The organism is Streptomyces sp. NPDC002773, from assembly GCF_040295605.1.
Taxonomy (GTDB): Bacteria; Actinomycetota; Actinomycetes; order Streptomycetales; family Streptomycetaceae; genus Streptomyces.
Window position 1 is genome coordinate 552,708 of record NZ_JBEOVO010000002.1, and the last position, 12,586, is coordinate 565,293.

The following is a 12,586-nucleotide window of genomic DNA, read 5'->3' on the forward strand; positions in this document are numbered from 1 at the left end:
TGACCCGGTGCGGTATCTCATCCTCGGCACCACCGAGGCCCTCGACCCCCGCGGCACCCGCCTCCCCCTCGGCGGCGCCCGGCTCCGCGCGCTCCTCACCGCGCTCGCGCTGCGCGGCGGACGGCCGGCCTCCGCCGCCGAACTCGCCGACGACGTGTACGGGGACGACCCGCCGCAGGACGCGCCCGCCGCCCTCCAGGCCCTGGTCGGCCGCCTCCGCCGGATCCTCGGCAGGGAGGCCGTCGCCTCCACCCCGGGCCCCGGCTACCGGCTCGTCGCAGACCCCGACGACATCGACCTGTACGTCTTCGAGCGCCACGTCAGGGACGCGGTCGCCCGCCTGGACGCCGGCGACCCCGACACCGCCGCCGCCCTCCTCCGCCACGCCCTCGCCCTCTTCCGCGGCCCCGCCCTCGCCGACCTGCCCGACCCGGCCGGCGTCCGGCCCGAGGCCCAGCGGCTCGCGGCGCTCCGCCGGCGCGTCGAGGCCGATCTGCGCCGGGGCGCCACCGAGGGACTCGTACCGGAGCTGACCGAGCTCACCACCACGTACCCGTACGACGAGGCCTTCCGCGCCCATCTCATCCGCGCCCTGCGGGCCGAGGGCCGCCACGCCGACGCCCTCGCCGCCTACGAGTCGGCCCGCCGCACCCTCGCGGACGCCCTCGGCGCGGACCCGGGCCCCGAACTCACCGCCCTCCACCGGGAACTCCTCGCCGCCCCGCCGCCCCGACCCGCCCGGGGACCCCGTACGGGCTCCGGCCCCCGCGACGACGGACCGGCGGAACCGGCCGCACCCGCGTCCAAGCCCCCCGCCCCCGGCAACATCCGCCCCCGCCTCACCTCCTTCGTCGGCCGTGAGCCCGAACTCGCCGCGCTCCACGCCGACCTGGCCCGCTCCCGGCTCGTCACGCTCACCGGACCCGGCGGATCCGGCAAGACGCGGCTCGCCGAGGAGGCCGCGCTCCGGGCGGTCGAAGGGCCGGCCGCCTGGATCGTCGAACTGGCCCCGCTCGACGACCCCGAAGCGCTCCCCGGCGCCGTCCTCTCCGCGCTCCGGCTCCGCGAGATCAACCTGCTCACCCGCGAGGGCGTACCCCTCCAGGACGACCCCACCGCCCACCTCGTCGAGTACCTGGCCCGCCGCCCCCTCCTCCTCGTCCTCGACAACTGCGAGCACGTGATCGACGCGGCCGCCGCCCTCGCCGAGACCCTCCTCACCCACTGCCCGCAGCTCCGCGTCCTCGCCACGAGCCGCGAACCCCTCGGCGTCCCCGGCGAGGCGGTCCGCCCCGTGGAGCCCCTCCCGCCCGACCCGGCCCACCGTCTCTTCGCCGAGCGCGCCCGTGCCGTACGCCCCGCCTTCGACCTCGCGCGGGACGGCGGCGAGGCCGTCGACGAGATCTGCCGCCGGCTCGACGGCCTGCCGCTCGCCATCGAACTGGCCGCGGCCCGGCTGCGGCTGCTCACCCCGCGCCAGATCGCCGACCGCCTCGACGACCGTTTCCGGCTCCTCACCTCCGGCGCCCGCACCGTCCTGCCCCGCCAGCAGACCCTCCGCGCGGTCGTCGACTGGTCCTGGGACCTGCTCGACCCGGACGAACGCACCCTGCTCCGCCAGGTCTCGGTCTTCGCCGGCGGCTGGGACCTCGCCGCGGCGGAGGCCCTCTCCCCGCGCGCCGCCGACTCCCTCGGCGCCCTCGTCGACAAGTCCCTCGTCGTCGCCACCCCCACCGACGGCGGCGAGATGCGCTACCGGCTCCTGGAGACCATCCACGAGTACGCGGCCGAGCGCGCCGCCGAGACCCCGACCCTCCTCGCCGACGCCGAGGCCGGCCACACCGCCCACTTCACGGCCCTCGCGGAGGCAGCGGAGCCCCGGCTCCGCTCGGGCGAGCAGCTTCCGTGGATCGACCGGATCGAACGCGACCTCGACAACATCCGCGCCGCCCTCCACCGCACGCTCGTCACCTCCCCCGACGAGGCCGCCGCCCACCGCCTCGTCTTCGCCATGGGCTGGTTCTGGTGGCTGCGCAACTACCGCCCCGAGGGTCTGAACTGGGTCGATCGGGCGGTCGCGCTGGGCGAGGACCCCGACGACCCCGCCGACCCCCGGTACTGGCCGCGCATGCACCTGCGCATGCTGCACTTCTTCCTGGCGGTCGAGAGCCACACCATGGGCGACTACCAGGAGCCGGAGAGGATCGTGCTCGTGCGGCGCGTCCGGGCCGCGTTCGGCGACCGGCCGGGCCCCGAGGGCGCCCGCTTCCCGGGGCTGCTGTGGCCGTTCACCGCGTACCTCACCGAGGAACCGGTCGCGATACGGCGGCTCCTCGACGTGGCCGTCGCCAACTGCCGCCGCCACGGCGGCGACTGGGAGGTCGGCGTCAGCCTCATGTTCCGTACGCACATGGTCGTCGACATGCCCGGCGGCATGCCCGGTGTCGACGAGGACCTGGCGGAACTCCGGGTCCTCGCCCGGCGCGTCGGCGACCGCTGGATGGGGGCCCAGATCGAGAGCGCGGCGGGCGAGGCCCATATGGCACGCGGCCGCCACGAGGAGGCCGGCGAGGCGTACGTGGAGGCCCTCCGCCTGGCCCGCGAGGTCGGCGCGCACGCCGAGTCCCCGTTCCTCCTGGCCCGCCTGGCCGAACTCGCCTACCGCAAGGGCGACACGGCCGCCGCCGAGGACGGCCTCGACGAGGCCGCCCGCGAGGCCGAGCGCCACCATGTGCGCGACGGCAGTGTGTACGTGCGTTTCCTGCGGGCCGCCCTCGCCCTCCACCGCGGCGACGCCGCGGAGGCGCGCGCCCAGGTGGACGAGGCGGGACGGACGGTCGCGACCGGCGCGCCCCCGCCGCACTTCGCGGCGGTGATGCTCGGGCTCCTCGCCCGGGTGGAGGCCCGGGAGGGCCGGGGCGCCGCCGCCGTGGCCACGGCCGCCGAGGCGCTGCGGAACGCACGGGACGCGCAGTGCGCGGAGTTCGTCGCCGTCGGCCTCGCGGAGGGGCTCGCCGTGACCCTGGTGGACGCGGCCGAGCCGTACCGCGCCGTCATGGTCCTGGCCGCCGTCGACGGCTGGCTCGACGAGACGCCACGCTCGGTCCCGGGGCTCCAGGAGATCGAGGAGGTGACGGCCCGGGCGCTGGCCGCGCTCGGCCCGGCGGGTCTCGCCGCCGCCCGCGCGGCGGGCACGGGCCTCGGCGTCGACGAGGTCCTGGCCCTCGCGGAGACCGTGACCGCCACCGCCCGGGAGGGCGTCAGGAGCAGCTGATCCGGGACTCGGCCCAGTCGGCGACGAGGGCGCGCCCGAACGGCGTGTGCTCCTCCACCACGAGCCGGAGCGTGCCGCGGCCGGTGATGTCGACCCGGACCGGGACCGGCGGGTCGCCCGGCCGGACCACGTCGGACCGCCAGAGCCGCTCCTCGTCCCCGTACACGGAGAAGCGGACACCGCCGACGCCGAGCGGGGCGCTCAGGTCGTCGACGCCGACGACCGCGTCGTAACGCGTGCACTGCCGGTTGAGGTCGATGATCAGCGACGAAGGTGCTTGGACGCTCACCCCGTGCGCGTACGGGGTGTCGGCGATGGAGAGGCCTTCGCGCGGCCACATCCAGCTGCTGCCGGAGAGCGCGACCTCGGGCTTGGTGCCGTCGCCGAAGATGCCGTAATCCAGTTCGTTGACCTGGTAGACCGACGGCGGCGGGGGCGGCGGCTTCGGCTTCGGCGACGGCTTCTCGGGGCTCGGCGTCGGCGTCGGCGGGGGAGTGGGGGTGGGTGTCGGCGTGGGGGTGGGCTTCGGCGGCGGCGGCTTCGGCGACGGCTTCTCGGGACTCGGGGTCGGCGAGGGCTTCGGCGGGCTCGGCGTGGGGGTCGGCACCGGCGGCTCGGACGTCACGGGCGGCGGCGGTACGGGCTCCGGCGGTGGCGTCGGCTTCGGCGGGGGCGCGGGCTCCGCCGGTAGGACGGGGGTGACGACCGGCTGCTTCGGCTTGGGCGCGGCCACGGGCTGCGGGTCCCCGGCCATGGCCCAGACGAGCCCTGCGGCCGCGGCGACGGCCATGGCCGCCGCGATACCGGCCTTCGCGGGCGCGCCGAGCCCTTCGGCGGCGGCGCCTCCGGAGGCCGCGCCTCCCGAGGACCCGGAGGCGGCGGCCGCGGCGCCCGCACCGGCCGCGCCGACGGCGCCTCCCGCGACGACACCGGCCGCCTTGAGCGAGTACCCGGCGGCGAACCAGCCGATGACGGCGATCGGCAGCAGCGCGGGGATCCCGGCGTTGACATGGGCCAGCTCACCGGCGGCGAGCCGGCACTTGGCGCACTCGTCGAGGTGCTTGCGCAGTCCGCGTTCGGCGCGCATCCGCAGGCCACCGCGCGCGTAGGCGCCGAGCCGGTCCGCGTACCGCGCGCAGTCGCCGCCGGCCGTCAGGGACTGGCTGACGTGCGCCTGGAGGTAGGCCTGCTTGAGTCCCTCGCGGGCGCGGCTGGCGAGGACGGCCGTGGCGTTGGCGGTGAGCCCGAAGAGCGGCGCGACCTCGCTCGGCGACTCCTCCTCGACGGTGGTGTGCCAGAGGACGGCCTGCCAGCGCTCGGGCAGCGAACGGAAGGCCTGCATGGCGAGCGACTGCTCGGCCTCGTGCATGGCCCGCACGTCCGCGCCCAGTTCGAGCGTGTCCTGGTCGGAGAACTCGGAGGAGCGGGCGGCGTCCGCCGCGAACAGGGCGAAGTCCTCGACGAGGTGTTCCCGCTTCTGCGTCCTGGCCCAGTTCGCCGCGACCCGCCGGACGGTGGTCATGAGATAGGCGCGTACGGCCTGTTCGGGCCCGGCCCCGCCCCGCACCGCCTGGAGGGTGCGGGCGAAGACCTCGGCGGTCAGGTCGTCGGCGGTGTGCGCGTCCCGGCAGCAGGTCCTGGCGTACCGGCGCACGGCGTCGGAGTGGCGGCGGAACAGTTCCTCGTACGCGGAGTCGTCGCCGTCCCGCATGAGCTGGACGAGCTCGGAGTCGGAGGGCGGCAGCTCGACGGGCGGCGGGAGCACGGTGTCGTGCTCGTGCTCGTGCTGGTGCGCGTGCTCGTGATCCCGCGCGTCGGCATCGGCGAAGACCCCCGGGGGCGCTCCCGCGCCACCCGCCACGGCGCCCGTCCGCCACCCGGACACCTTGCCCTCGCGCTGCGGCGGCACGCTCGCGTCCAACAGTTCGGCCGCCGTGTCCGGGCTGCCGGAGAAGCCTTCCGGTCCACCTTGACTCGGCACCTGCCCGGAGGGCAGTCCCCCGGTCTCGGCGGCACCGCCGTAGTCCAGCGGTTCGTCCCGACCGTCACCGCTCATCGCGGAAGCCCCCGTACGCATGCTCAGACCTGAACACCGGCCAAGCCTGCCACAGAGCGCGGGCGCGCCGAAGCGCCTCGTCCACTTACCACTCGTCCGGGGCGACTTCGTGTATCCGGGCGTAACCGCTCACACGTTCGTGTCATGCTCGCTGGTCCGCCCGGACCACGAAAACGTCACCGCCGGAAACCCCGGAGAGCTACAGAGACCGCTACCGGGACCGCAGCCCCTCGAGAAGGATGTCGAGGAGCCGGGTCGACGCCGCCGCCTGCTGCACCGCGTCCGGCAGGGCCGGGGCGGCGGTGGCGATGACGAGGAGGACGTCCGCCACGGTCACGTCCCTCCGCAGCTCACCCGCCTCACGCGCCCGGTCGACGAGTCGGCCGACCACCTCGAGAAGCTCCGCGGCGCCCGCGTCGTCCCGCTCCTCGGCCGGTACGGGCCGAGGCGAGACCACCCGCGCGTCCGTCGGCTCGGTGACACCCCGCTGGTACGGCACCCGGGCCGTTTCCGTGTCCTCCGTGTCGTCACCGAAGGACGGCACCGCGGCGTCGTCCACGCGCACCCGCAGCACCTGCGGCGGGAGCAGCCGCCCCGCGCCCGAGGCCACCGAGGTCCGCAGGAACCGGGAGAGCGCCGACCACGGCTCCTCCTCCTGGCCGAGCGCGGCCCGCGCCTGCTCGGTCAGCCGGGAGGTCTCCTCCTCGGCTATGCGCCGCACAAGGACGTCCTTGCTCGGGAAGCGCCGGTAGACCGTGCCGACGCCGACCCGGGCGCGGCGTGCCACGTCCTCCATCGGAGCGCCGTAGCCGAGCTCGCCGAACACCTCGCGCGCGGCGCGCAGGACGTGCTCCAGATTGCGCTGGGCGTCCACCCGCAGCGGCGCGGACCTGCCGCCGACCGCCGCCGGTGCGCCGTTGCGCTCGGAGCCGGCGACGCCCGCTCGGAGGCCGTCGTCCACGGTCGCCGTCCCGGCGCCCGTCTGCCATCGTGAATCCTGAATCTGCATAAGCGTTCCCCCGCTCATGATGTCTCCCCCCGGAGACTCCCCGCCCTGACACGGGGCTTCCGGCCGGTGAGCGCTTCGGTCCACGCGCTCTCCTCCGCCACCCCGACGAACTACGAACATAGTTGAGTCCGGGTCAATTCAGAAGGGGCAGTTCCGTACGGTGCGCCCCCCGATCGGAGCAAGGACCGGAACACTCCCGATTCCGGACCACCGCCGGACCCGTCCCGCCCGCCCTGACCTGCGCCGTTTCGCCCGCACCCGACTCGCGCGCCACCCCGCGCCTCCGTACCCTTCCGGTCACACAATTTGTCGGGGCTGTGGACAAACCACGGACGGGAGTGCGTCATGGGACAGTGACCGAACCTGCGCGCATTCTCGTCGTCGGCGGTGGCTACGTCGGCATGTACACCGCGCTGCGCCTCCAGCGGCAGCTCAGGGCCGAGCTGAGAGCCGGCGCCGCCGAGATCGTCGTGGTCACCCCCGAGCCGTACATGACGTACCAGCCGTTCCTGCCCGAGGCCGCGGCCGGCTCGATCTCCCCGCGCCATGTCGTCGTACCGCTGCGCAGGGTCCTTGACCGCTGCCGGATCGTCATCGGCGAGGTCCAGTCCGTCGACCACGCCGCGCGGACCGCGTCCCTCGCGACCCTCGCCACCGCGGAGGAGGGCACCGGCGCCGTCGACCTCACCTACGACGAGCTGGTCATCGCGCCCGGCTCCGTCTCCCGCACCCTCCCGGTCTCCGGCCTCCTCGACCACGGCATCGGCTTCAAGACCGTCGAAGAGGCCATCGGGCTGCGCAACCACGTCATCGAGCAGATGGACATCGCCTCCTCGACCCGGGACCCGGGGCTCCGCGACGCGGCCCTGACCTTCGTGTTCGTCGGCGGCGGGTACGCGGGCGTGGAGGCGCTCGCCGAGCTGGAGGACATGGCCCGCTACACGGCGCGGTACTACCACAACGTCAAGCCGGAGGACCTGAGATGGGTCCTCGTCGAGGCCTCGGACCGGATCCTGCCCGAGGTGGGCGCGGAGATGGGCCGGTACGCGATCCGCGAGCTCCGCGCCCGGAACGTCGACGTACGCCTGGAGACCCGCCTCGATTCCTGCGAGGACCGGGTCGCCGTCCTCAGCGACGGCACCCGGCTGCCCACCCGGACCGTCGTCTGGACCGCCGGCGTGAAACCGGCGCCCGTCCTCGCCGAGACCGACCTGCCGCTGAACGAGCGCGGGCGGCTCCGCTGCACGGCCCAGCTCGCCGTCGAGGGCGTCGCCCACGCCTGGGCCGCGGGTGACGCGGCCGCCGTCCCCGACGTCACCGCGGAGGAGCCCGGCAGGGAGTGCGCGCCCAACGCGCAGCACGCGGTCCGCCAGGCCAAGGTCCTCGCCGAGAACATCGCGGCCTCCCTGCGCGGGCAGCCGCTCAAGGAGTACGCGCACGCGTACGCCGGTTCCGTCGCCTCCCTCGGCCTCCACAAGGGCGTCGCCCACGTCTACGGACGGAAACTCAAGGGATACCCGGCCTGGTTCATGCACCGCGCCTACCACCTCAGCCGGGTGCCCACCTTCAACCGCAAGGCCCGGGTCCTCGCCGAGTGGACCCTGTCCGGCCTGTTCAAACGGGAGATCGTCTCCCTCGGGTCCCTGGAACACCCCCGCGCCGAATTCGAACTCGCCGCCGCACCCCCACCGGCCCCCGGCGACAAGCCGTCGTCCTGACATCACTGTCAGTGCACTCGTCCACACTGGACGTGTGACCATAGGTGGGCTCACACCTGCACAGCGTGACTCTGCACGGCACCGACACCACGAGGCATACAGATCCGTGAACTTCACCCGTTGGAGCGCCCGGCTCCCCGGCACACAGCGCCGCGCGGCGCGGGGGACCGAAGGCTCCGTGCCCGCCGCCCGCGGTGAGTACGCGCGGCAGCTGGGGCAGCTCATCACCAACGCTGCCGACGCGACCGACGCGACCGGCGCCGCCGAGGCGCCAGGCGCCGCCGACCCGTCCGAGACCGCCGACGTCCCCGCCCTCGAGGACTTCTCCGCACGGGAGCTCCTCGGCCGTCTCCCCGGCCTGGTCGCGCTCGTGTACGGCCCGGAGCACCGCATCGCGTACGTCAACGACGCCTATGCCGCCGCCTTCGGGCCCCGCCCCGCGGGTGCCACCCTCGCCGATTCCTGCCCGGAGGCCGAGGAACTCGGCCTGCTGCCCCTCATCGACCAGGTGCTGCGCAGCGGCAAGCCGCGCACGGTCAAGTCACGCCGCACCAAGGACGGCGGCTCGTACACGGTGACGTGCCTGCCCGTGGACAGCCCCCACCCGGACGGCGGCGGAGTCCTCGTCCACGCCACGGACGTCACCGACCACGCCGAGGCCGCCGAGCGGCTGCGGGCCTCCGAGCGCCGCCACCGCGAGACCGCCGTCACCCTCCAGCGCTCCCTGCTCCCGCAGGACCTCGAACAGCCCGACGACCTGCGGATCGCCGCCACCTACCAGCCCGGCGGCACCGACGCGGCCGTCGGCGGCGACTGGTACGACGTGATCACCCTCGGCGCCGGCCGCACCGCGCTCGTCATCGGCGACGTGATGGGCCGGGGCGTGCGCGCCGCCGCCGTCATGGGCCAGCTCCGCACCGCCGTCCGGGCCTACGCGCGCCTGGACCTGCCCCCGCACGAGGTGCTCCAGCTCCTCGACGGCCTCGCCGCCGAGATCGACGCCAGCCAGATCGCGACCTGCGTGTACGCGATCCACGACCCCAACGAGGGCAAGCTGGTCTACGCCTCCGCGGGCCACCTCCCGATCCTCGTACGGGACGAGGACGGCACCGTCCGGTGCGCAGAGGACCCGACCGGACCGCCGCTCGGCACCGGCGGCTGGCTCCACGCCTCCGGCTCCATCGCCCTGCCGCCCGGCTCCACAGCCGTCCTCTACACCGACGGCCTGGTCGAGCGCCGCCGCGAGGACATCGACGAGGGCGTCGCCGCTCTCACCCGCGCCCTCTCCGGCGCCAGCGGCACCCCGCAGGTGGTCTGCGACCGGCTGCTGCGCTCCCTCGGGGTCACCGCCGAGCACGACGACGACGTCGCCGTCCTCGTCGTCCAGCACCCGTCCCGCGAGGGAGCGGACGCGGAGCTCTTCCACAACGCCGCCCTGGAACTCCTCGGCGGCGTCGAAGCCGCCCCACGCGCGCGTGCCTTCGCCACGGGCGTCCTGTCGTCCTGGCGGTTCCCGGTCGAACTGCGGGACCTGGGCGTCCTCGCCACCAGCGAACTCGTGGCGAACTCGCTCCAGCACGGCACCCCGCCGATGCGGCTGCGGCTGCGCCGTACCGACCGCCGACTGATCATCGAGGTCACGGACGGGGACGACCACCTCCCGCGCCGCCGCAGGGCGGAAACCGAGGACGAGGCGGGTCGCGGTATCTCGATCATCGCGACGATCGCCTCGTCCTGGGGGAGCCGCCGCACGCCGGGCGGCGGCAAAGCGGTCTGGTGCGAGTTCGCCCTGCGGGACTAGGGCCCGGCTAGGCGGCGGCGGTCTCCTTCTCCGGCATGTGCTGCGCCACGACCCGCGAGGGCTTCACGGCGAGCGACGGCTGGTTCTGCTCCGGGGTGAGCTGCCGGCCGAGCCGTACGGCGAGGAACGTGATGCCGAGCGAGAACAGCACGAAGGTCACGATGTACGGACCGTGCAGCGCGGCCCCCATCGGCCCGCCCACGGCCGGCCCGACGGCCAGCGCCAACTGCTTGACCAGCGCGAAGGCCGAGTTGTACTGCCCGACCCGCGACTCCGGCGCCAGATCGGCCACCAGCGGCGCCACGGTCGGCGACAGCATCGCCTCACCGAGCCCGAACAGCGCGTACGTCGAGACGAAGGCCGCCGTCGCCATCACCTGGCTGCCGTGCCCGAGGCCCGCGTACCCGGCGATGAGCCAGGCCACCGTCCAGATCAGACCCACGGCCGCGATCACCCGGGTCCGCTTGCGACGCTCGACGAACCTCAGCACCAGGAACTGGGCGGCGACGATCACCGCCGTGTTGGCGGCGAGCGCCATACCCAGCGTCGACGGCTGGATCCCGGCGGCCTCGGTGCCGTACGCGGCGAGACCCGACTCGAACTGTCCGTAGCAGGCGAAGAAGAGGACGAAGCCGAGGACACACAGCTGCACCATCGCCTTGTGCCCGAGCAGCGCACGGACACCGCCGCCCTTCCCGCCCTCGGAGGGACGGGCATCCTGGAGCGCGGGCGACCCGGGCATCCGCACGGTCCCGACGATCCCCGCGAGGACGAGGAACATCGCCGCCTCGATCGAGAACAGCAGGATGAAGCTGCCCGGACGGCTCGTGTCGACCAGCAGACCGCCGATCAGACCACCGACACCGAGACCCAGGTTCTGCAGGAAGAACTGCGTGGCGAAGGCCCGGGTGCGGCCGACGCGCGTCGAACACCAGACGATCATCGTGGCGAGGGCCGGCTGGAGCACGGCCGTACCTGCACCGAGCAGCGCCGCCGCCCCCACAGCCGTGGGCACGCTGAAGGCGAAGCCCATGCCCACCGCACCCACAGCCGCGACGACCGAGGCCACGAGGAGGACCGGCACGGGCCCCCGCCGGTCGATGGCCCGCCCGCTGAAGGGCAGCACCACGAGCGCGGCCATGGCGAAGACGGCCAGGACGATGCCCGCCGTGGCCGCGCCCAGATCCCGCACCTGCGCCACGTACACATAGAGGTACGGCACGGTGAAGCCGAGTCCGAACGCGCTCAGCGCGCTGCCTGCCTGAATACGGCGCATCGCTGCGCCCCTCGCCTCGGTCACACTCACCCACTTCGATCGCGGGTTCAGAGGTGTACCCCTGAACCCTGAAGACTTCAACGCTAAAGTTAACGGCTTAACAGTACACACTGAAGGACTTCAACGCGAACGAGATGCGTGGGATACTCGCCCGCATGTCCGACAACCCCGAGCGATCCGGCCCGCACGCTCCCCAGGAGCCGAGCCTCGACGAGCAGATCGCCGCCTACCAGCGCGAGTACCGCGACCTCGACCCCCAGGTCGAGAAGGTCGTCTCGGCCCTCGGCCGGCTGAACCGCCGGATGAACGTGGCGTACGGACGCCAGCTCGCCGACCTCGGCATCAGCAACGCCGAGTGGGAGGTCCTCAAGACGCTGGTCCTCTCCGGAGAGCCCTACCGCCTGGGCCCCGGCGAGCTGGCCAAGCGTCTGGGCCTCACCCCGGCGGCGATGACCCACCGCATCGACCGCATGGCCGGCGAGGGCCTGGTCACCCGCGACCGGGACGAGAACAACCGGGTCCGCGTGATCGTCGAGCTCACGGACGAAGGCCGCTCGAAGTGGCTGGAGGCGATGCGCATGGCCACGGACTTCGAGGAGGACCTCCTCCAGGACCTCACGGGAGACGAGAAGGGCCTGCTGGGAGAGGTCCTCATCCGTCTCCTCCGCCGCGTGGAGCACACCCAGCCGGACGCCGGCGGCCGCCTGACGGACCTCGACTGAGACCACCGGACGGGGGTTGACACACCCCTGCCGGATGCGTAGTGTTCTCCGAGTTGTCACAGAGCCGGAACGGTTCTTCGACAACCACTCCGCCGCTGATAGCGGCACCCCTACTCAGCACGATCTCCCCACCGGGAAGAATTTCGGCATGCCGAAATTCATTTCGAAAGTCTCGATTATGAGGCGCCGGGGAAATCCGCTAGAGTTCGGGACGTCGGAACGGCCCAACAGCCGCAAAGACAAACCCCGCTGACTGGGAATCAGACGCCAAAAGGATCTGATAGAGTCGGAACCGCCGGAAGGGCCCGGAGCGAAAGCAAAAGGGACCGGAAAGCACCGAGGAAATCGGATCGGAAAGATCTGATAGAGTCGGAAACGCAAGACCGAAGGGAAGCCCGGAGGAAAGCCCGAGAGGGTAAGTACAAAGGAAGCGTCCGTTCCTTGAGAACTCAACAGCGTGCCAAAAATCAACGCCAGATTAGTTGATACCCCGTCCATCTTCGGATGGCGAGGTTCCTTTGAAAGTCCTACCGGCCCTTGTGGCGGGTAGGCAACATACACAGCGAGGACGCTGTGGACAGTCGGCCTTATTCCGGCCTGACTGTCCCGCTCAACGCGAGTGTGACCCGATTACGGGTAAACATTCACGGAGAGTTTGATCCTGGCTCAGGACGAACGCTGGCGGCGTGCTTAACACATGCAAGTCGAACGATGAAGCCCTTCGGGGTGG

Annotated in this window: 7 protein-coding genes and 1 rRNA gene; 5 read left to right on the forward strand and 3 right to left on the reverse strand. The window is 73.2% G+C overall.

Translation table 11 applies throughout. The annotated features are described in order from the left end of the window. The first annotated feature begins 7 nt into the window (after nt 1–7). Nucleotides 8–3,274 (forward strand): AfsR/SARP family transcriptional regulator, encoded by a 3,267-nt coding sequence (locus ABT034_RS05160; RefSeq protein WP_351211355.1) that lies wholly within the window; start codon nt 8–10, stop codon nt 3,272–3,274. Here the strand turns inward: ABT034_RS05160 and ABT034_RS05165 are convergent. Together ABT034_RS05165 and ABT034_RS05170 are read right to left on the reverse strand one after the other, a co-directional pair. Beyond that, nucleotides 3,261–5,330 (reverse strand): sigma-70 family RNA polymerase sigma factor, encoded by a 2,070-nt coding sequence (locus tag ABT034_RS05165; protein WP_351211357.1) that lies wholly within the window; start codon nt 5,328–5,330, stop codon nt 3,261–3,263. The genes ABT034_RS05160 and ABT034_RS05165 overlap by 14 nt on opposite strands. Nucleotides 5,331–5,541: 211 nt before the next feature. Continuing rightward, entirely contained in the window at nt 5,542–6,339 is a 798-nt protein-coding gene (locus ABT034_RS05170) for a TetR/AcrR family transcriptional regulator (RefSeq protein ID WP_351211359.1), read from the reverse strand. A 353-nt stretch (nt 6,340–6,692) separates the two neighbouring features. On the opposite strand from ABT034_RS05170, the gene ABT034_RS05175 reads away from it, so the two are divergent. Both ABT034_RS05175 and ABT034_RS05180 read left to right on the forward strand, forming a co-directional pair. Next, a complete protein-coding gene (locus ABT034_RS05175; RefSeq protein ID WP_351211361.1) occupies nt 6,693–8,057 on the forward strand; it encodes an NAD(P)/FAD-dependent oxidoreductase in 1,365 nt (454 codons plus the stop codon). A gap of 106 nt (nt 8,058–8,163) precedes the next feature. After that, the gene (locus tag ABT034_RS05180; protein ID WP_351211363.1) at nt 8,164–9,858 is read left to right on the forward strand and encodes an ATP-binding SpoIIE family protein phosphatase; all 1,695 of its coding nucleotides are present in this window, start codon (nt 8,164–8,166) and stop codon (nt 9,856–9,858) included. A gap of 7 nt (nt 9,859–9,865) precedes the next feature. On the opposite strand, the gene ABT034_RS05185 is transcribed toward ABT034_RS05180, so the two are convergent. After that, on the reverse strand, nt 9,866–11,134 hold the full coding sequence (locus ABT034_RS05185) for an MFS transporter (RefSeq protein ID WP_351211365.1): 1,269 nt from the start codon (nt 11,132–11,134) through the stop codon (nt 9,866–9,868). Nucleotides 11,135–11,289: 155 nt separating this feature from the next. Here ABT034_RS05185 and ABT034_RS05190 point away from each other — a divergent pair, with 155 nt between their 5' ends. Both ABT034_RS05190 and ABT034_RS05195 read left to right on the forward strand, forming a co-directional pair. Beyond that, the gene (locus ABT034_RS05190) at nt 11,290–11,856 is read left to right on the forward strand and encodes a MarR family winged helix-turn-helix transcriptional regulator (protein ID WP_351211367.1); all 567 of its coding nucleotides are present in this window, start codon (nt 11,290–11,292) and stop codon (nt 11,854–11,856) included. Between the two features lie 643 nt (nt 11,857–12,499). Beyond that, nucleotides 12,500–12,586 (forward strand): 16S ribosomal RNA (locus tag ABT034_RS05195); the annotation flags it as partial.

Coding starts and splice junctions, on each gene's coding strand:
- ABT034_RS05165 (WP_351211357.1), bottom strand. CDS start 5,330: ATGAGCGGTGACGGTCGGGACGAACCGCTGGACTACGGCGGTGCCGCC.
- ABT034_RS05170 (WP_351211359.1), bottom strand. CDS start 6,339: ATGCAGATTCAGGATTCACGATGGCAGACGGGCGCCGGGACGGCGACC.
- ABT034_RS05185 (WP_351211365.1), bottom strand. CDS start 11,134: ATGCGCCGTATTCAGGCAGGCAGCGCGCTGAGCGCGTTCGGACTCGGC.
- ABT034_RS05190 (WP_351211367.1), top strand. CDS start 11,290: ATGTCCGACAACCCCGAGCGATCCGGCCCGCACGCTCCCCAGGAGCCG.